Here is a 19,905-nt window from a genome sequence, read left to right as displayed (position 1 = left end):
AGCATACTTGCATCTACAAAAGATTGAAATATATTACTTGGAAAAATATCTACCAATGCTTGTAATGGACCAGCATCATTCTGTGCTGTTGCTTTGGTTAATTTGTCAGTAACATCAGCAGAATTTTCATATTTAGTTTTAATTTTTTCTATGGTATCTGCAGACATGCCTGTACCTGGTTTTACTAGGTTTACAATTCCCAAACCTATAATAATAGCTACTAAAGTTGTACCTACATAAATCGAAATGGTTCTTAATCCCATTTTTTTAATTTTAGAAATATCTTTTAAATCTGATATTCCTTTAATTAATGATGCTAAAATTAATGGAACAGCTATTAATTTTAAAAGATTTATAAATATGGTTCCAAATGGGCTAATCCAATCTGTTACAAAACCCTTACCTCCATCAATTGTATTCATTATAAAACCAAAAATGATACCTAATACCATTCCTATCAAAATTTTCCAGTGTAATGCTAGTTTCTTCATTAATTATATTACGTTTAATTTGAATCTGAAAGATAAAAAAAAAATAAAAATTGAAGTGACTTTATTTGTATATTGTGTCAGATTTATAGAAAACTAACTTATTAATTATTAAAAACATAAAAATGTCAGGAATTTTAGACCTTTTAAATAGCGATTTAGGAAAACAAATAGTATCTGGTGTATCTGGTTCTACAGGGAATGACACCAACAAAACTAGTAGTGTTTTAACCATGGCTTTACCAGTTTTAATGAAAGCGATGGAAAGAAATGCTTCTTCTCCTGAAGGTGCTGCAGGTTTAATGGGCGCTTTAGAAAAAAAACACGATGGTAGTATTTTAGACAACCTAAGTGGTTTATTTAATGGTGGGGTAGATGAAAGTGTAAAACAAGATGGTGCTGGAATTTTAAGTCATGTTTTAGGAAGCAAACAAAGTGGTGTAGAGCAAATCATTGGTCAAAAATCTGGTTTAGATGCAGGCTCTGTAGGGAATATTTTAAAAGTAGCTGCACCTATTTTAATGGGGGTTTTAGGAAAACAAAAAAAAGAACAAAATGTAAATAGTTCTAACGATTTAACAGGGCTTTTAGGTGGCTTGTTAGGTGGTAATGAAGCACAAAACGAACAAAGCTTTTTAGAAAAAATATTAGATGCAGATGGTGATGGAAGTGTAATTGATGATGTTGCTGGAATGGTTTTAGGTGGAAGTAAGAAAAAATCTGGTGGACTTGGTGGTTTATTAGGTGGTTTGTTTGGTAAATAATTTTTCTCAAATAAATGCATAAAAAAAGTCTTTCGTTATGAAAGACTTTTTTTTATTCCTTTTTAAGATTTTATTTTTCTTTTTGCTCTACGATATTTTCTTTATCTAGACTAAAATCTTTGTTTTTTTGATCTAAATCACCACCAGGATTTGTTGGATGATTCTGTGTTTTTTTTCTTTCGAATTTTTTGCTATCTCTAATAATTCCCATTTTCATTGTTTTTTATGTTCATTTTAAGATACAAAACACAAACGCTTTATTGGGTTAAGATACTGTTAAACAATAAATTGAACTGTTAAAAAAGTATATGCACTAAAGATTATATCATATACGTTCTAAAATATTTTATAATCTATTTATTTTAATTTTGAACTTAAAAACTTAATAATGAGCAAAGAAAAAACATATAATTCAGAAGTTACAAAAGAAAATTTAAATACTTTAGGTGATAAAAAAGGAAATTTAAGAAATGATTTAGGAGATGATCGTTTATTAGAGGATAGAGAAAAAGAAGTTGATTTTACTGCCAAAGAATTGGATGTTCCTAATAGGAAATTATCAAAGGATAAAACGAATACTTCTCTAAAAGACGAAGAAAATCAAGTTTATAGTCAAGGTTCTGAACAAAATGAAAATTTAGAACAAGATTCTATAAAAAAATTTAATAAATAAAATTAAAATTTAAAATTTTTAAACCCCAAAAACAATACTGTTTTTGGGGTTTTGGTTTTTAAAATTTATTTCTGTCTTTTCATCAATTCAGCTTCAATATCTTTTAAAGTGAAGCCTTTGGCTTGTAGCAACATTAAATAATGAAATAATAAATCTGCAGATTCGTATAAGAACAACTCATCATTATTATCCATAGCTTCAATTACTGTTTCTACAGCCTCCTCGCCTACTTTTTGCGCTACTTTATTAATTCCTTTTGCAAATAAACTAGCTACATAAGATTTTTTTGTGTCTTTTTTGGCAACTCTTTCTGTAATTACATTTTCTAATGTTGAAAAGAAACCAAAATTCGAATTATTTTCTTCGTTCCAACAAGTATCTGAACCTTTATGACAAGTGGGTCCATTAGGATTTACTTGAATCAACAAAGTATCATTATCGCAATCTAGTTTTATATCCACTAAATTTAAGACATTTCCACTTTCTTCACCTTTTGTCCAAAGTCTATTTTTAGTCCTGCTAAAAAAAGTAACTAATTTAGTTTCTTGTGTTTTAGCAAAAGCTTCTTCATTCATATAACCCAACATCAAGACGTTTTTTGTAGTTGCATCTTGTATGATTGCTGGTACTAAACCATCATTGTTTTTATTGAAATCTATTTTCATTTTGTTTGGTTTTTGGTTGTTGGTTATTTGTTTTTGATTCTCACTTAAACCATCAAGTAGAAACCAACAACTATAAACTACTGTTAAATTCTTACAGGTATATTTTGTCTTTTTAATTCTTCTTTTAACTCTAAAATAGGTATCTCACCAAAGTGAAATACGCTTGCTGCTAACGCTGCATCAGATTTCCCATCAACAAATGTATCCGCAAAATGCTGAATTGTACCTGCGCCACCAGAAGCAATAATAGGAATGTTTACCAAATTTGATAAATATGCCAAGGCTTCATTTGCAAAACCACCTTTTGTGCCATCGTGATTCATAGAAGTAAATAAAATTTCTCCTGCTCCACGTTCTTCTACTTCTTTTGCCCAATCAAATAATTTAATTTCCGTTGGAATTGTTCCTCCTGCCAAATGTACAAACCATTCGCCTTCAATTTGCTTAGCATCAATAGCAACAACTACACATTGGCTGCCAAATTTATCTACCAATTCATTAATCAATTCAGGTCTTTTTACTGCTGATGAATTTATGGATACTTTATCTGCTCCACATTTTAATAATTTATCTACGTGCTCAACAGACGATATTCCTCCACCTACTGTAAAAGGTATATTTACTTGTTCTGCCACTTTTAGAACCATATCTAAAGTAGTTCCTCTATTTTCTAATGTAGCTGCTATATCTAAAAAAACCAATTCATCTGCGCCTAAATCTGCATATTGCTTTGCCAAAACCACAGGATCTCCAGCATCAATTAAATTTATAAAATTGACACCTTTTACAGTTCTTCCGTTTTTAATATCTAAACAAGGTACTATTCTTTTTGTTAACATAACTTGGTTGTTCGTTGTTGTTGGTGGTGCGTTATTGGTTGTTGGTCTGCTTAGAAACCATCAACTAAAAACGATCAACCATTAACTATATAATTTTCTAATTGTTTTAAACTGATTTTATTCTCATAAATGGCTTTTCCAATGATGACACCTTCGCAACCATTTTTAGCTAATTTTGGTATTTCCTCAAAAGAAGATATTCCTCCTGAAGCGATTAGTTTTAGAGATTTCTCGACTGCGCTCGAAATGACAGTATTACTTAAAATATCATGATAAACATCAAAACTCGGACCTTGTAACATGCCGTCTTTAGAAATATCTGTACAAATTACATACTGTATTCCTTTTTGTTGATAATCAGTAATAAACGGAATTAATTCTAAACGACTTTCTTCTTGCCAACCATTTGTTGCAATTTTACCTCCGGATTTATAAGGATAAAAATCGGCTCCTAAAATAATTTTTTCTGATCCATATTTAGCAATCCAACTTTCAAAAATTGTTGGATTTTTTACCGCAATACTTCCTCCAGTAATTTGATTTGCACCAGAATTAAAGGCAATTTCTAAATCTTTATCAGCTTTTAAACCACCTCCAAAATCAATTTTTAAGTTGGTTTTTGTTGCAATTTGTTCTAACACTTTGTAATTAATAATCTGACTTGCTTTTGCTCCATCTAAATCTACAACATGTAAATATTCAATTCCTGCTGCTTCAAACTCTTTAGCAACTTCTAACGGATTTTCATTATATATTTTCTTAGTATCATAATTGCCTTTCGTTAAACGAACACATTTTCCGTCAATTATATCTATGGCTGGTATTATTCTCAAAATAGTTTTTAGTTTTTAGTTGTTGGTTTATAGTTCCAAAAAATTCTGTAAAATTTTTGCACCTTCATTTCCACTTTTCTCTGGATGAAACTGAACTCCATAAAAATTATCTTTTTGTAATGCTGACGCATATTCAACTTCATAATCAGTTGTAGCAATAGATTCTTTGCATTCTCCTGCATAAAAACTATGCACCAGATACATAAATTCTTTTTCTTTGATTCCTGTAAACAATTTAGATTCTAAATTGTAAATTATGTTCCATCCCATTTGTGGTACTTTTACTGAATTGGAGAACTTTTTTACGTTTACATCAAAAATTCCTAACCCTTTTGTATTTCCTTCTTCTGAGTGATTACACATCAATTGCATGCCTAAACAAATACCTAAAACAGGTTGTTTTAAAGTCGGTATTATGGCATCTAATCCACTTTCTTGCAACATTTTCATGGCAGAACTTGCTTCACCAACTCCTGGAAAAATCACTTTATCTGCCGCTTTTATTTCATCAACATCATTCGTTAAAACAGCATCAAAGCCCAAGCGTTTAAAAGCGAATTGAATGCTTTTTATGTTTCCTGCACCGTAATTAATAATTACTAATTTCATTTTTTATTGGTTTTTGGTTGATGGTTTTTGGTTGATGGTTCTAAAATACCAATAACTAAAAACAAAAAACGATCAACTAGAGAAGACCTTTTGTAGATGGTAAAAACATTTTGTTTGCATCTCTTTTCACGGCCATTTTCATTGCTTTTGCAAATGCTTTAAAAATACCTTCTATTTTGTGATGTTCGTTTTCACCTTCTGCTTTGATGTTTAAATTACATTTTGCACCATCTGTAAACGATTTAAACAAGTGGAAAAACATTTCTGTTGGCATATCACCAATTTTTTCTCTTTTGAATTCAGCATCCCATTCCAACCAATTTCTACCTCCAAAATCAACAGCTACTTGTGCTAAACAATCGTCCATAGGCAAACAAAAACCAAATCTTTCTATGCCTAATTTATTACCTAACGCTTTGTTGAATAATTCACCAAAAGCAATCATAGTATCTTCTATGGTGTGGTGTTCATCTACCTCTAAATCTCCATTAACTTTAATGGTCAAATCCATATTTCCATGACGACCTATTTGGTCTAACATGTGATCGAAAAAAGACAATCCTGTGCTAATATCATTTTTACCTGAACCATCTAAATTTAGTTTGATATAAATCTTGGTTTCATTGGTGTTTCTGGTAATTTCAGCAACTCTATCCTCTAATTTTAAAAATTGATAAATTTCTGCCCAATCTGAAGAAGTTAATGCAATACAATTGACTATTTCTTGTTTGTCAGACTCAATTTCATCAGCACCTAATTCAGGGTTTTCTGATAAATAAATCCCTTTTGCTCCTAAATTTTTTGCCAATTCCATATCTGTAATTCGATCACCCAAAACAAATGAATTTTCTAAATCATATGCTGACGAGAAATACTTTTTCAACAATCCAGTTCTTGGTTTACGTGTTTCAGCGTTTTCATGAGGAAAGGTTTTATCTATGTAAACTTCAGAAAATACTACACCTTCTTTTTCAAAAGCAGTAATAATTTTATTTTGTGCTGGCCAAAAGGTATCTTCTGGAAAAGAATCCGTACCAAGACCATCTTGATTGGTCACCATCACCAATTCGTAATCCAATTCTAAGGCGATTTTTGCCATGTATTGAAATACTTTTGGGTAATATTCTAGCTTTTCTAAACTATCTAATTGATAATCTACAGGTGGTTCTAGAACTAGCGTTCCATCTCTGTCTATGAATAATACTTTTTTCATGATTAAATATCTTTTAAAACTTTTATCAATTTCTCATTTTCATCTTTAGTTCCTATAGTAAAACGCAAGGTATTCTCACATAAAGGTTGTGTGGTTCTGTTTCTAACCACAATTCCTTTTGCAACTAATTGATTGTATCGTTTTGTAGCATCATCTACTTTTACCAATACAAAATTACAATCTGTTGGGTAAATTTCTTTAATAAAATTGATTTCTTTTAATCGAGTAATTAATTGATTTCTTTGTGCTTTAATTTTTAGGATTTCTTCTTGAACTTCATCAACCTTTTGCAAACGTTCAATAGCCTTTTGTTGCGTTAATTCGTTTACGTTATAAGGTGGTTTTATGTTGTTTAAAATAGCAATTATTGATTCAGAAGCATAACATACACCTAGTCTTATACCAGCTAAACCATAAGCTTTAGATAAGGTCTGTGTAATGATTAAATTTGGATAATCTTTTAATTTTTCTAACCAACTTTTTTCATCAGAAAAATCGATATAGGCTTCGTCAATTACTACGATTCCATTAAATTTTTGTAATAATTCTGTCACTTTATCCGAAGAAAAACTATTTCCTGAAGGATTATTTGGTGAACATAAAAACAAAATCTTACTATTTGCATTCACTTTTGTTAAAATTTCATCAACTTTTGGTTGAAAATCTTGGGTTAATAAAATTTTTCTATTTTCTATATTATTGATATTCGCCAAGACTGAATACATACCATATGTTGGTGGTAATGTTATTACATTGTCTTGTTTTGGCTCGCAAAAAGCTCTAAAAATTAAATCCAACACTTCATCACTACCATTTCCTAAAAGAATATTTTTTTTATCAATATTTTTAATTTTTGATAACAAATCTTTTACAATATTCTGTTGTGGGTCTGGATAACGATTTACTCCATTTTCAAACGGATTTTCATTAGCGTCTAAAAATACCATTTCATCGATAGAAACATCCTTGTATTCGTCTCTTGCAGAGGAATATGGGGTGATGTTTTTGATGTTTTCTCTTACGAGATTGTTTATGTTGAAATTTGATTTCATACTAAAAGACTTCGACTAGCTCAGTCTGACATTTTAATTGTTATTCTAAATCTTTTAAACGTAAAGTTACCGCATTTTTATGGGCTTGTAAACCTTCTGTTTCTGCCATTAATTCAATGGAATTACCAATATTCTGAATTCCTTTTTTACTAATTTCTTGAAATGTAATACTTTTTGTAAAACTATCTAAATTTACCCCAGAATACGCTTTTGTAAATCCGTTGGTGGGTAAAGTATGGTTGGTTCCTGATGCATAATCTCCTGCACTTTCTGGTGTATAATTACCAATAAAAACCGAACCTGCATTTTCAATATTTTGCTCATAAAAGTTGTTGTTTTTAGTACAAACAATAAAATGTTCTGGACCGTATTCATTTATCAATTCTAATGCAATTTCATCTGTTTCTACAAAAATTGATTTCGAATTTTCTATCGCCTTTTTAGCGATATCAACTCTTGGTAGCTCTAAAATCTGTGTATTGATTTCATTTTCTACGTCAGCAATTAGGTTTTTAGAAGTAGATACTAAAATAACCTGAGAGTCCACACCATGTTCTGCTTGACTCAACAAATCTGAAGCTACAAAACTCGCATTTGCTGTGTCATCTGCTACTACTAACAATTCGCTAGGACCAGCAGGCATGTCTATAGCTATACCAAATTTGGTTGCCAATTGTTTTGCAACCGTTACAAACTGATTTCCTGGACCAAATACCTTATAAACTTGAGGAATAGTTTCTGTACCAAAAGTTAAACCAGCAATCGCCTGAATACCGCCAACTTTAATAATTTTAGTAACTCCACATAAATTGGCTGTATATAAAATCGCTGGGTGAATTTTACCTGCTGCATTTGGAGGAGAGCACAATACAATTTCTTTACAACCTGCAATTTGTGCAGGAATTGCCAACATTAAAACTGTAGAAAACAAAGGTGCTGTTCCACCAGGAATATATAAACCTACTTTGGTTATGGGTCTTTTTTCTTGCCAACAAGAAACTCCGTTTGTAGTTTCTACAGCTACGTTTGCTGTTTTTTGAGCTTTATGAAACTTAGTAATATTCGTTTTTGCTACGTTGATAGCTTCTTTTAAGTCTTGCGAAACCAAATTGATTGCTTCTTCTATTTCTGAGTTAGAAACTAGGTTGTTTTCTAAAGTTACACCGTCAAATTTTGTTGTGTATTTAGCAACAGCTGTATCTCCATTTTGTTTTACTTCAGTAAAAACATTGTTTACAATAGCTTCTATATCATCAACTGTTTTTGTGGGTCTCTCTAAAATTTGAGACCAATCTTTTTTTGATGGATTACTAATTATTTTCATAACTCTATTCTCTTATTAACTTTCGTGAGCGTTAGGGATTGTAGCATTTGTTTGAGCTCTTTTTTCTTTTTCTGAAAAAAAGCGAGTGCGAAAAGCCCGTTAAAACGCCCAAAAAAAATTATCTTATTTTTTCAATTTATTTTGAGATGCTGAATCAAGTTCAGCAGGCTTTAGCTTTGCTAAAGCACCATTTTTTCGATTGGGCAAACTAAAATACCTTCTGCTCCATTTTCTTTTAGCTCGTCTATAATTTCCCAAAATTGATTTTTAGAAATTACCGTATGAACAGAACTCCAACCTTTTTCTGCTAATGGCAAAACAGTAGGACTTCTCATGCCTGGTAATAAGGCTAGTATTGCTTCTAATTTTTCGTTAGGTGCATTTAACAAAACATATTTAGAGTTTCTGCCTTTTAGAACCGACTGAATTCTAAACTGAATTTTCTCTAAAATGGCTTTTCTTTCCTTTGATATTTGTGGAGAAACTGCCAAAACAGCTTCTGATTTTAACAATACTTCAATTTCTTTTAAACCGTTTTTAAATAGTGTTGAACCACTAGAAACAATATCGCAAATACCATCTGCCAATCCAATATTTGGAGCAATTTCTACAGAACCATTAATAATGTGCAAATTTGCATCAATATTTTGTGCTGATAAAAATTGTTTTACTGTTTCTGGGTATGATGTTGCAATTCGTTTGCCTGCCAAATCTTTTAAAGAACTAGCATTCGATTCTTTAGGAACAGCGATAGATACCTTGCATTTAGAAAAACCTAAACGCTCTACAAATTCAATATCATTCCCTTTCTCTATTAAAACATTTTCGCCAATAATGGCTGCATCTACTACCCCATCTTGCAAATATTGTGGAATATCTCCATTTCTTAAATAAAATACTTCTACAGGAAAATCTCTAGCTGCTGCTTTTAATTGGTCTTTACCATTATCTATAGAAATACCAATGTCTTTTAAGATTCTCATAGAATCTTCGTTTAACCTTCCTGATTTTTGTACTGCAATTCTTAATTTGTTCATTTTACTATTTTTTTGAACTATTTCTTAATTCTTTCTTTAGAATCCCATTTTTATGGGAATGATAATTTATTTGAAACGTTTTTTTCTCAAAAGGAGTGTTTTTTAAATAAAAAACCCGTTTGATTTTCTCAAACGGGTTTGTATTATATATTAGACTTTAATCAATACATTTCTACATCGCTTGAGAGCAATTGTAAAAATGATGATGATGGTTTTGATTAAAGTTCATTTGTTTATTTCTTTCTGCAAATATCTTAATTTTATTTCTTTAAATCAAAATGATTTTTATGAAATTTTTGAATTGATTTAAATTTTTATCAAAATTATAGATATTGTTGAATTTTTATTTAAAAAATAAATTTTTCACTCGTTTTTTATTTGATAAAAAATTAGCACACTAATTAATTTCCTTTCTAATTATCGCAATATCAACTAGCTGTAATAATGGAAAAGAGAATAATTTGTATGAATAGTAAGACTGAATATGTAAATTCTCTAAAAGATGCTTTTGTTAAAATTAGAATTATGCATGTAATTAAAAAAATGTATATTTATTAAATTATTTTTATAAAACTCTGATTATGAGTTTGAAAAATATTTAAAAACTACTATTCTAACCAAAACTAACTATCTATGCAATTACAAATTAATAATTTGAGTAAAACGTATTCAAACGGCGTTCAGGCTTTAAAAGACGTTTCATTAACAATACCTCAAGGAATGTTTGGTCTTTTAGGACCTAATGGAGCAGGGAAATCATCCTTAATGAGAACCTTAGCAACCTTACAAGAAGCAGATTCGGGTTCTATTACTTTAGGTGATATTGATATTTTAAAACACAAGTCTAAAGTACGAGAAATATTAGGATATCTACCTCAAGAGTTTGGAGTATATCCAAAAATCACTTCATACGATATGCTGAATCATATTGCTAAATTAAAAGGGATTTCCAATAAAGGAGAGCGTAAAGATTTAGTAGAATCCTTATTAAGCAAAACTAATCTTTGGCATGTTCGCAATAAAAGTTTAGGGACCTATTCTGGAGGAATGAAGCAACGTTTTGGTATTGCACAAGCTTTAATTGGTGATCCGCGTTTAATTATTGTTGATGAACCAACAGCAGGATTAGATCCTGCAGAACGTGTTCGTTTTCACAACCTATTGAGTGAAATTGGTGAAAACACCATTGTAATTCTTTCCACACATATTGTAGAAGATATTTCAAATTTATGTCAAAATATGGCAATCATTTGCTTAGGTGAAGTAGTAGCTCAAGGAAATCCAAACGATTTAACCAAAAACGTAGAAGGTAAGATTTGGACAAAAGCGATAGAAAAATCGGAATTAGATTCTTATCAAAATGAAATGCAAGTCATTTCTACACATTTAAAAGCAGGACAAACTATTATTCATGTTTTAAGTGATGAAAAACCTCACAGTTCTTTCAAAAAAGGAACTGCAAATTTAGAAGATGTATATTTTGCTGAAATAACAACTCGTATGGAGTCTGTTTCTGCATAATTGAATTATTAACTTAAAAAAAATCAATTATGTTTAAAGAAATTTTTCTATTTGAGATTAAATATCGTTTGAAAAGACCCGCAACTTGGGCATATTTTGGAATTTTATTAGTGTTTGGTTTGTTTTTTTCTATTGGAGGAAATGGACCCGCTTCTGAAAAAGTATTTGTGAATTCGCCAACAGCAATTGCAACCATGTTATCCGTCATTAGTATTTTCGGAATTATGCTTTCGAGTGCTATTATGGGAGTTCCTGTTTACAGAGATATAGAACACAAAACAGAGAATTATTACTTCTCCTATCCTATTACTGAAAAAGGATACCTAATGGGGCGTTTTTTTGGTTCTATGTTTGTCCTATTATTAGTCAGTTTAGGTTTACATGCTGGGTTAATTATTGGTTTTGAAATTGGACCTTATGCAGGTTTTGTAGAACCAGAACGTTTTACCGACTTTAACCTATGGTGGTATCTACAACCCACTTTAACTTTATACTGGACCAACTTTTTCTTCGCTGGATGTATCTTTTTTACCTTGGTAAGTATGACAAAAAAAGTTATGTTAGCCTATGCAGGTGGTGCTATTTTATTCATTACTTACCTAGTAACTAATACACTAACTCAAGATATTGAAGCTAAAGATTTGGTAAGTTTATTAGATCCATTTGGATTAGGAACTTTCAATAATGTAACCAGATACTGGACAGCAGAAGAACAAAATACCTTAACTGTACCTTTTGATGGAATGATTATTTGGAATCGTCTGTTATGGGTTGGTTTAGGGGTTATTTTATTTCTCTATACTTTATTTCGTTTTGATTTTCAGCGCTTTTTGAATAAAAACTTTGGTAAAATAAAGAAGAAAAAAGAAGCGAAGCAATCCTCGTCTAATGCAGCATTAATTAAAATCCCTTCTGTTGGAAAGCATTTTTCTGGTGCCTTAAACATAAAGTTACTTTTTAGTTTAGCGTTTTTGGAATTTAAAAATATTGTAAGAGACAACTTCTTTAAAGCTATTTTAGCAGCTGGTGTAGCTTTCTTGTTTTTTGATGCGTGGTTTGGTTTTCCGTCCTATGGAACTCCGTCGCTACCACTCACCTATTATATGTTAGAGGTAAAAGATTTTACTTATGTAATTCTCATCTTTATTCTTATTGTTTTTATGACTGGAGAAGTATTGCATAGAGAACGTGGTGTAAGATATGATCAGATATTTGGATCCATGCCTTTACCAAACAGAATTGTTTATGGCTCTAAATTTTTAGCACTCGCATTGGTTGCTTTTGTTTTAGTAAATCTTGTTCTGGTTAGTGGTGTTTTTAATCAAATCATTAAAGGATATTACAATTTTGAATTTGGTAAATACTTTACAGATTTATATTTAATAGAATATCCAAGATATATCATCTTTATAATGATGGCATTCTTTGTACATTCTATCGTGTCTAAAAAATTTATGGGGCACGTAATTGCTATCGCTATTTGGATATTCTTATTTGGATTAAACAATTTTGCTGAAATTAACAACAATCTATATCTCTATGGTTATTCAGCTGGATACACAGTATCTGATATGAATGGTTTTGGTCATTTTGGTGAATCACTTTTCTGGTTTAGATTTTATTGGTTGTCCTGTGGAGCACTATTAACTTTTATTGGTTATTTATTTTGGAAACGAGGAACAGATTCAGGAAGAAAAGCAAGATTTCAAATTGCAAAAAGTAGATTTCGAGGAGCAACATTGGTTAGTATTGTTACCGCTTTAATTTTATGGATTGGAGCTGGTTTTTATATTAATTACAATACTAAAACCTTAAACTATTATGCAAATGCTGATGCAGGTACTCTTAATAGAGTTGATTACGAAAAAACCTTAAGCAAATATGCAAAAATTCATCAACCAAAAATAATTGATGTAAAAGTTAACGCAGATTTATTACCAAAAGAGAGAAGTGCAACCATCACCACTAACTTTATAATGGTAAATAAATCTGATGAACCAATAGATTCTTTACATTTAAATTGGGGAGGTAAATCTAGTTTTAAGAGAAAAATGGATAAGTTCTTAATTGATAATCAAAAACCTGTCTTAGGAAAAGAATTTGAAAAATTTGGCTATCAAATATACAAGTTACCTAAAACGATGCAACCCAATGATACTGTTTCAATGGAATTAACCGTTTCTCGTTATTTTGAGGGTTTTCCTAATGAAGGTTCAGGTTCTCAAATTGTCTATAATGGTACTTTCTTGAACGATGGATATTTCCCTTCCTTTGGATATAGTGCACAGGGCGAAATCTCAAGTGATCAAGACAGAAAGAAACATAATTTACCGATTAAGGATTATTCACTTCCAGAACAAGATGACGAATGGGGAACTAGTAACTTGTTATTTAATAATGATGCAGATTACATAACTTTTGAAGGAACTGTAAGCACAGATTTAGATCAAATTGCTATTATGCCTGGAATGTTACAAAAAGAATGGGAAGAAAATGGACGTAAATATTATCATTATAAAATGAATGGAGAATTAGATTTTTTCTATAATATTTCTTCTGCTAGATATGATGTGTTAAGAGAAGTTTGGACGGGTGAAAATGGTGAAAATGTTAATATTGAAATTTTTCATCATCCAACACATAAATACAACTTGGATAAATTTGTAAAAGGTGTAAAACATTCTTTGGATTATTTTTCTAAAAACTACAGTCCTTATCAATACAAGCAAATGCGAATTATCGAATTTCCAAGATATAATACTTTTGCTCAATCTTTTCCAAATACAGTTCCTTATGCAGAAAGCTTTGGTTGGGTTGGAGATTTTAGTGATCCTGAAGATTTAGATTATGTGTATATGGTTACTTCTCATGAAGTTGCGCATCAATGGTGGGGACATCAAATTACACCTTCAGCTACTAGAGGTTCTAATCAAATCTCTGAATCTATGGCAGAATATTCATCTTTAATGGTAATGAAAAAAGAATATGGAATAGATGCAATGCAAGATTTCTTAAAAAGAGAGCTTGATAGCTATTTAAGAGGAAGAGCTAACGAAGGAAAATTTGAAAAGACCTTACTAGACAATGATAGTCAGGCTTATGTTTGGTATAGAAAAGGAGGTTTAATTTTATATGGCTTGCAAGATTTAATTGGAGAAGATACTTTAAACAGTGGATTCAAAAAATTTATGGAGGATGCTAAATTCAGACAAAAGGCTCCCTTTGCAACCTCAACTGAATGGTATAGTTATATGAAATCTGTAACACCAGATTCTTTACAATACTATCTAGAAGATAGTTTTGAGAAGATTACTATTTATAACAATAAAGTAAAAAATGCAACTTATAAGAAAATTTCAGATAAAGAATATGAAGTAACCTTAGAAGTAGAAAGTGCAAAAAATTACTTTGGTGGAAATGGAAAACTTTTAGAAAAAGGAGACAAACCAAATGTAATTGAAATTGCTGTATTTGATAGTGATACTAAGAATGAAATGGGAATGACAACTAAAGTTCCTTTAATTTTAGAAAAACGTTGGATTGAGCCAGGAACAAGTACATTTACTTTCACAACTGATAGGCTTCCTATAAAAGCCGGAATTGATCCTTACAATAAATTAATCGATCGAATTCCAGATGATAATTTAAAAAATGTTGAACTCGAAGAATAATTACACTTTTAAACAAAAAAGCTCAAGAAGAAATTCTTGAGCTTTTTTATAGATTAAAATTAATCTTTTTTATGATTTTAAAATATTTATTTTTTTGTAAAAAAATTAACTTAGTTATCTTCATTTATAACGAAACCTTTACTAAACTTGATTAATTATTAAAATTCGTTTATAGGTAGTATAATACCTTAACGAAATTAAAAAAGCTATTGATTATTAATTAATAATGGACATCAGAAAAGAAACCATTAGAATTACATCTGAATATTTTGCTGATAAAATTGACTAATCTAAAGCTATCAAATGCATCTAATGGGTTTAAATCAATTTTAAATGTAATTAATGGACAAGATATGGATATAGAAAAGGGCGAAAAGATATTGAACATGAAAATGGAAAGGCACTTGGTATGTTTTGGGCGGCTCAATGTCTTGATGATTTGTTGAGAACTCGAAAATTTATCCGAGAAATAGACAAAGCAATTAAAGAGAAATAAAAGCATTTACAAAAAGGAAAACTGTAATTGAAAGTGAAAAGTTGAAAGGATTTGATCAACTTTTAATTATTACTGAAATACAAGTTTATAAAAATGAGAAAATTCTTATCAATGAAAGTGGTTTAACTAGCCCTCTTTTTATTCATGAAATTACTAAAAACCTAAAGAATTCAATAATTATTGACACACAATATAAAATTTCTTCCGAATCAAAACTTGAATATAAAATAACTATACCCAAAAATGTATAATCTTCATTAAAATAACTGCTAATATAAAACCGTTAACGAAACTTGAAATAAGGGTTTTTGTTTGTTTGTTTGTTTGTTTGTTTGTTTGTTTTTTGGATGAAAAAAAATAACTTAGCTAATTCTAATTATTACGAATTTAAAAGCTGAATATCTAAAAAATTAGGCGCTATTTGAATCAAAATATATGAACTTACCTCCGAATTGTGAAATCGATTATATTACTGACTTTTTAAGTAAAGAAGAATCGAATGAATTATATAATATTTTAATCGAAAAATACAAATTAGATCAATCTCGAATAATTATAAATAATGGAGATGACTTAATAAAAACAGATAGTTTTAAAATATTATTTGCGAGCGAAACCCTTATTAATAAAAATAGTCATCCAGAAGAAATACATGGCAAATCATTTCTTTGGGAAGGTCCTTTAAATAAACTAAAACAAAAAGTTGAAGATCTATTGAATAAGAAATTTGAACTTGCAATGTGTCTTTATTATCCTGATGGCAATTATTTTGCTCCCTATCATAGTGATCAAGAAACCTCAGGATTTAATACAATTTTACCTTCTATTAGTTTAGGTGAGGTTCGTGAGTTTAGTTTTAGCGATAAAACCACCAATGAATTGTATAATTTTGATTTAGCAAATGGAAGTTTGTTGGTTATGGGAGCTCATTGTCAATCAAGATATACTCATAGTTTACTTCAGGATTCAAAATATAAAAAAGGTAGAATAAATATTACGTTCCGAGAACCTACATTTCAATAAATTAATAAAACCTAGCAACCTATTTTAGGTATGTTTCTAGTTTGTTTTACTAGTTATATTTAAACCAAATCAACAACAAATATTAGTTTAGACAGTTCTATTAAAAAAGCTCAAGAAATAAATTCTTGAGCTTTTTTTTAATAATAATAGTTTTAAATTTTTATTATTTTTTTAGTAAACTCTTTATCTTTTGAAGTTATTTTAATGTAATACAAGCCATTAGGAAAATTTGATATACTTATATCTTTAGGTAAACTTTTAGAATACTCTTTGTTAAAAACTTCTTTACCTATTGTTGTATAAATTTGAATACGAACATGTTTTTCTAAAGACGAGCCCGCATAATTAATATATATTTTATTTCTTGTAGGTGAAGGATAAACAACAAAATCATTTAACTTATCTTCATCAATACTTAAAGAATTACAAGTAGCCCCCCAATTTGGTAAGAAACTTGATGACAAACTTGAGTTTGCAGAGAAAGAATTTGGTGTATTTGCTATTTGTTCTACACACCAATTAGAAATATCTTGATTGAATGAAAGTGCACCTTCAAACATAAAGCTCATATTAGCAACAGAACTTACATCCCAAGAATCTAGAGGTTGATTAAACGCTCCTGCATTGGTAAACATCGTAGACATGTTCGTTACTTTACTTACATCCCAATTATTTATATTTTGATTAAACAAAGAAGCACCATCAAACATATTTGCCATATTGGTTACCAAACCTACATTCCAGTTGCCAATATCTTGATTAAAGATTCCTGCACCTGCAAACATATATTCCATTGAAGTAACTTTGTCTACCTCCCAATCTTCAATATTCTGATCAAAACTAGAAGCACTTCTAAATATATTTGTCATATCTGTTACATTGCTCACATCCCAAGCACCAATAGTTCCATTAAATGCTGAAGCACCATTAAACATATCAACCATAGAAGTTACTTTGCTTACATTCCAACTATTTAAGGATTGATTAAAACTTGGAGCATTAACAAACATTGCTCGCATTGAAGTTACATTACTTACATTCCAATTATCAATCGCTTGATTAAAGTTTTGCGCGTTATTAAACATATCTGCCATATTAGTAACACTGCTTACATCCCAAGAACCTATTGTTCCATCAAAACCAGTAGCTCCATTAAACATAGAAGACATATCTGTAACATTAGCTGTATTCCAACTGTTAAGGTCTTGATTAAAAGTTGAAGCATTTCCAAACATCAAGAACATGGTTTTCACCTTCCCAACATTCCAACTATTTAAGGGTTGATTAAAATTTGTTGCGTTATAAAAGGCAAAACGCATGGTTTCTACATTATCAGTTTGCCAGCTATTTAATGGTTGATTAAATGATGATGCTCCATAAAAGGTAAATGCCATACTTTCTATACTACTTACATCCCAATTATCAATTGCAGAATTAAAACCTGTAGCGCCTCTAAATGTTGCTTGTAAAGATTTAGCGTTTGATATATTTGGAGCATCACTCGTATTGAATGATAAATTTGTCGCATCTCTAAAACTACCGGCTATATTTTGCCATTCTTGATCACCCCATGATTCAACGGTAGTTAATTTACTTGCATTACTACAGTTTGGTGAAATTCCAAAAGGTGTTTTACAAGCTCTAAAATGTGGAAAAACACCAGTTATTGATACCGTATAAGTCCCTGAAGAAGCGTATGTATGAGAAACATCTCCCATTACATTTTGGTCTTCTTGATTATCACCCCAATTAACTGTATAATCATATCCATATGCATTAGAAGTATTAATGTCAATATTCAAGTCATTGCTATCTACAGTCCAGGTTGTAACAAATGGTGTTGTAGAAGCGCTTAAAGTTGTGCCACATTGTCCTAAAAAATCACCAGTAATGTTCCATCCTTTAGTGTTGATTAAATTATCTCGAGTAGCAGTATCACAATAAGCGATATCTGTTGCACCTAGTGTTATACCTGTAAGATTTTGATTATTTAAACTCTGTAAGAGTAAATCATAATTATCTGATTTTACACCAGAATAATTAATAAAATCGACAAGGTTAACATTACCATTAAATACCCAATTACTTAAATCTTGATTGAAACTAAACGCATTTTCAAACATTACAAACATATTAGTAACATTACTAACATCCCAATTACTTAAAGGCTGGTTAAAACTAGCGTTTTTTTCAAACATCCCAGACATGATTGTAACACTGCTAACATCCCAATTATTAATGGGCTGGTTAAAGGAAGAATTTTGAAACATTGCGTTAATAAATTGCACTTTGCCCACGTTCCAATTACCTATGGGTTGATCAAAAGCAGAAGATGCAAACATAAAGCCCATAGATTCAACATTACTTACATCCCAATTATTTAAAGGTTGATTAAAGGTATTAATTGAATTAAACCCATTAAACATTGATCTCATGTTAGTAACACTGCTCACATCCCAAGTATTTATATTTTGATTAAATGAGGTTGCTTGCAAAAACATACTTCTCAAACTAGTTACGTTACTTACATTCCAATTATCTAAAGGTTGATTAAAGGAAGTTGCTAGAGCAAACATTTGAAACATCGTTGTAACATTTCCTGTATCCCAGCTATTAAGTGGTTGATTAAAGGATGATGCCCCCACAAACATGTTTTCCATTGTGGTAACATTACTGACATCCCAATGTTCTAAGTTTTGATTAAACGTTGCTAATGCTTGAGGATCTAATATAAACTGACTAAATAAACTACTCATATCTGTAATTCCAGATGTACATGTTAGTGCTATTTCTGGATCTTGGATGTTTGCACTTATTAATGAATTAAGTTGAGTTCTATTTCTTTTAGTAAACATTTTTTGCACTCCATCAATGGTTAATGTACCTGTATCGCCATCATTTGCATCTGGACACAAACAAGTGACCCCGTTAGATGCTAATGTAAAATTAGCATTGTTTTGTGAAAAGCTATAAAGGTTAAAAAATAAGAGTAGTAAAGTAATTTTTTTCATATGTATCGTTTTCTCAAATATAAAAAATTAAGAATAAAATTCAAAATTCAAAAAGATTGTACTTGGTTAATAAAATGATTTTTTTAGCAAAAACAGAGAAATTAATAACCTTTTATCGCTTATTCTAATAGTATTATTATTAGAAGTTAAAATTGGTTTTCTTTTAAAATAATTGCAGAATTTCCTAAATGAATTAACTGGTAATTAAACAAAAAAAAGCTCAAGAAATAAATTCTTGAGCTTTTTTTAAATTATGTGTTATAAAAACAACTATAATTATGGCCTAAAGTTGATTTTACGCATACGTAAGCTTTCTGGAGTTACTTCTAAATACTCATCTGCTTTTATATACTCCATACATTCTTCTAAAGAGAAATCGATTTTTGGTGCAATTTTCACACTATCATCTGTACCTGAAGAACGAACGTTGGTTAATTTTTTTCCCTTAATAAGGTTTACACCCATATCATCAGATTTTGAGTTTTCACCCACAACCTGACCAATATAAATATCTTGGTTTGGATCTATAAAGAAACGACCTCTATCTTGCAACCTGTCAATTGCATAGGCTGTTGCCTTACCTGCAGCAGAAGATACTATAGCTCCTTTTATTTCTTCAGAGAAATCACCTTTGTAAGGCCCATATTCTGAAAAACGGTGGTTTATAATTGCTTGACCTGCTGTAG

The 19,905-nt window shown here is 30.3% G+C and carries 16 protein-coding genes and 1 pseudogene; 5 read left to right on the top strand and 12 right to left on the bottom strand.

Annotation, left to right across the window (positions count from 1 at the left end):
• Nucleotides 1–491 (bottom strand): dicarboxylate/amino acid:cation symporter (locus ACTG3S_RS08150; RefSeq protein WP_439128858.1); only part of this gene is annotated, 491 nt, incomplete at its 3' end.
• A 122-nt stretch (nucleotides 492–613) separates the two neighbouring features.
• Here ACTG3S_RS08150 and ACTG3S_RS08145 point away from each other — a divergent pair.
• Complete coding sequence (locus ACTG3S_RS08145; RefSeq protein ID WP_439128857.1) at nucleotides 614–1,252, top strand: DUF937 domain-containing protein; 639 nt, start codon at nucleotides 614–616, stop codon at nucleotides 1,250–1,252.
• 70 nt (nucleotides 1,253–1,322) lie between these two features.
• On the opposite strand, the gene ACTG3S_RS08140 is transcribed toward ACTG3S_RS08145, so the two are convergent.
• Nucleotides 1,323–1,463 carry a hypothetical protein gene (locus ACTG3S_RS08140; RefSeq protein WP_439128856.1) on the bottom strand — a complete coding sequence of 47 codons (141 nt, stop codon included), beginning with the start codon at nucleotides 1,461–1,463 and terminating at the stop codon, nucleotides 1,323–1,325.
• Between the two features lie 177 nt (nucleotides 1,464–1,640).
• Here ACTG3S_RS08140 and ACTG3S_RS08135 point away from each other — a divergent pair, with 177 nt between their 5' ends.
• Nucleotides 1,641–1,925: a hypothetical protein gene (locus ACTG3S_RS08135; RefSeq protein ID WP_439128855.1), complete on the top strand. Its 285-nt coding sequence runs from the start codon at nucleotides 1,641–1,643 to the stop codon at nucleotides 1,923–1,925.
• A gap of 65 nt (nucleotides 1,926–1,990) precedes the next feature.
• On the opposite strand, the gene hisIE is transcribed toward ACTG3S_RS08135, so the two are convergent.
• The 8 genes from hisIE to hisG form a co-directional block, all read right to left on the bottom strand.
• On the bottom strand, nucleotides 1,991–2,617 hold the full coding sequence (gene hisIE, locus ACTG3S_RS08130) for a bifunctional phosphoribosyl-AMP cyclohydrolase/phosphoribosyl-ATP diphosphatase HisIE (RefSeq protein ID WP_439128869.1): 627 nt from the start codon (nucleotides 2,615–2,617) through the stop codon (nucleotides 1,991–1,993).
• A 56-nt stretch (nucleotides 2,618–2,673) separates the two neighbouring features.
• Nucleotides 2,674–3,429 carry an imidazole glycerol phosphate synthase subunit HisF gene (gene hisF / locus ACTG3S_RS08125; protein WP_439128854.1) on the bottom strand — a complete coding sequence of 252 codons (756 nt, stop codon included), beginning with the start codon at nucleotides 3,427–3,429 and terminating at the stop codon, nucleotides 2,674–2,676.
• A gap of 74 nt (nucleotides 3,430–3,503) precedes the next feature.
• Nucleotides 3,504–4,262 (bottom strand): 1-(5-phosphoribosyl)-5-[(5-phosphoribosylamino)methylideneamino]imidazole-4-carboxamide isomerase, encoded by a 759-nt coding sequence (hisA, locus tag ACTG3S_RS08120; protein ID WP_439128853.1) that lies wholly within the window; start codon nucleotides 4,260–4,262, stop codon nucleotides 3,504–3,506.
• A gap of 27 nt (nucleotides 4,263–4,289) precedes the next feature.
• On the bottom strand, nucleotides 4,290–4,871 hold the full coding sequence (gene hisH, locus ACTG3S_RS08115; RefSeq protein WP_439128852.1) for an imidazole glycerol phosphate synthase subunit HisH: 582 nt from the start codon (nucleotides 4,869–4,871) through the stop codon (nucleotides 4,290–4,292).
• A gap of 76 nt (nucleotides 4,872–4,947) precedes the next feature.
• Nucleotides 4,948–6,084 carry a bifunctional histidinol-phosphatase/imidazoleglycerol-phosphate dehydratase HisB gene (gene hisB, locus ACTG3S_RS08110; protein WP_439128851.1) on the bottom strand — a complete coding sequence of 379 codons (1,137 nt, stop codon included), beginning with the start codon at nucleotides 6,082–6,084 and terminating at the stop codon, nucleotides 4,948–4,950.
• A gap of 2 nt (nucleotides 6,085–6,086) precedes the next feature.
• Nucleotides 6,087–7,136, bottom strand: coding sequence for a histidinol-phosphate transaminase (gene hisC, locus ACTG3S_RS08105; protein ID WP_439128850.1), 1,050 nt, complete (start codon nucleotides 7,134–7,136; stop codon nucleotides 6,087–6,089).
• Between the two features lie 40 nt (nucleotides 7,137–7,176).
• Complete coding sequence (hisD, locus tag ACTG3S_RS08100) at nucleotides 7,177–8,460, bottom strand: histidinol dehydrogenase (RefSeq protein ID WP_439128849.1); 1,284 nt, start codon at nucleotides 8,458–8,460, stop codon at nucleotides 7,177–7,179.
• 179 nt (nucleotides 8,461–8,639) lie between these two features.
• Entirely contained in the window at nucleotides 8,640–9,497 is an 858-nt protein-coding gene (gene hisG / locus ACTG3S_RS08095) for an ATP phosphoribosyltransferase (RefSeq protein WP_439128848.1), read from the bottom strand.
• A 633-nt stretch (nucleotides 9,498–10,130) separates the two neighbouring features.
• Here hisG and ACTG3S_RS08090 point away from each other — a divergent pair.
• The 3 genes from ACTG3S_RS08090 to ACTG3S_RS08080 all read left to right on the top strand — a co-directional run bounded on the left by ACTG3S_RS08090 (nucleotide 10,131) and on the right by ACTG3S_RS08080 (nucleotide 16,208).
• Nucleotides 10,131–11,018 (top strand): ABC transporter ATP-binding protein, encoded by an 888-nt coding sequence (locus tag ACTG3S_RS08090; RefSeq protein ID WP_439128847.1) that lies wholly within the window; start codon nucleotides 10,131–10,133, stop codon nucleotides 11,016–11,018.
• A 29-nt stretch (nucleotides 11,019–11,047) separates the two neighbouring features.
• Nucleotides 11,048–14,689: a M1 family aminopeptidase gene (locus ACTG3S_RS08085; protein ID WP_439128846.1), complete on the top strand. Its 3,642-nt coding sequence runs from the start codon at nucleotides 11,048–11,050 to the stop codon at nucleotides 14,687–14,689.
• Nucleotides 14,690–15,620: 931 nt separating this feature from the next.
• Nucleotides 15,621–16,208, top strand: coding sequence for an alpha-ketoglutarate-dependent dioxygenase AlkB (locus tag ACTG3S_RS08080; protein WP_439128845.1), 588 nt, complete (start codon nucleotides 15,621–15,623; stop codon nucleotides 16,206–16,208).
• A gap of 152 nt (nucleotides 16,209–16,360) precedes the next feature.
• On the opposite strand, the gene ACTG3S_RS08075 is transcribed toward ACTG3S_RS08080, so the two are convergent.
• Together ACTG3S_RS08075 and ACTG3S_RS08070 are read right to left on the bottom strand one after the other, a co-directional pair.
• Complete coding sequence (locus ACTG3S_RS08075) at nucleotides 16,361–19,219, bottom strand: BspA family leucine-rich repeat surface protein (RefSeq protein WP_439128844.1); 2,859 nt, start codon at nucleotides 19,217–19,219, stop codon at nucleotides 16,361–16,363.
• Between the two features lie 276 nt (nucleotides 19,220–19,495).
• Nucleotides 19,496–19,905: pseudogene (locus ACTG3S_RS08070) on the bottom strand (translational GTPase TypA); the annotation flags it as partial.

The organism is Polaribacter sp. (assembly GCF_965656025.1).
Classification (GTDB): domain Bacteria; phylum Bacteroidota; class Bacteroidia; order Flavobacteriales; family Flavobacteriaceae; genus Polaribacter.
Note: the sequence above shows the minus strand (reverse complement) of the source record. Positions and strands in the feature narration are given on the sequence as shown.

What these genes read in the sequence shown, in the direction of transcription:
- ACTG3S_RS08080 (WP_439128845.1), top strand. Translation starts at nt 15,621, where the DNA reads ATGAACTTACCTCCGAATTGTGAAATCGATTATATTACTGACTTTTTA.
- hisD (WP_439128849.1), bottom strand. Translation starts at nt 8,460, where the DNA reads ATGAAAATAATTAGTAATCCATCAAAAAAAGATTGGTCTCAAATTTTA.
- ACTG3S_RS08140 (WP_439128856.1), bottom strand. Translation starts at nt 1,463, where the DNA reads ATGGGAATTATTAGAGATAGCAAAAAATTCGAAAGAAAAAAAACACAG.
- hisF (WP_439128854.1), bottom strand. Translation starts at nt 3,429, where the DNA reads ATGTTAACAAAAAGAATAGTACCTTGTTTAGATATTAAAAACGGAAGA.
- ACTG3S_RS08075 (WP_439128844.1), bottom strand. Translation starts at nt 19,219, where the DNA reads ATGAAAAAAATTACTTTACTACTCTTATTTTTTAACCTTTATAGCTTT.
- hisC (WP_439128850.1), bottom strand. Translation starts at nt 7,136, where the DNA reads ATGAAATCAAATTTCAACATAAACAATCTCGTAAGAGAAAACATCAAA.
- ACTG3S_RS08145 (WP_439128857.1), top strand. Translation starts at nt 614, where the DNA reads ATGTCAGGAATTTTAGACCTTTTAAATAGCGATTTAGGAAAACAAATA.
- ACTG3S_RS08135 (WP_439128855.1), top strand. Translation starts at nt 1,641, where the DNA reads ATGAGCAAAGAAAAAACATATAATTCAGAAGTTACAAAAGAAAATTTA.
- hisG (WP_439128848.1), bottom strand. Translation starts at nt 9,497, where the DNA reads ATGAACAAATTAAGAATTGCAGTACAAAAATCAGGAAGGTTAAACGAA.
- ACTG3S_RS08090 (WP_439128847.1), top strand. Translation starts at nt 10,131, where the DNA reads ATGCAATTACAAATTAATAATTTGAGTAAAACGTATTCAAACGGCGTT.
- ACTG3S_RS08085 (WP_439128846.1), top strand. Translation starts at nt 11,048, where the DNA reads ATGTTTAAAGAAATTTTTCTATTTGAGATTAAATATCGTTTGAAAAGA.
- hisH (WP_439128852.1), bottom strand. Translation starts at nt 4,871, where the DNA reads ATGAAATTAGTAATTATTAATTACGGTGCAGGAAACATAAAAAGCATT.
- hisB (WP_439128851.1), bottom strand. Translation starts at nt 6,084, where the DNA reads ATGAAAAAAGTATTATTCATAGACAGAGATGGAACGCTAGTTCTAGAA.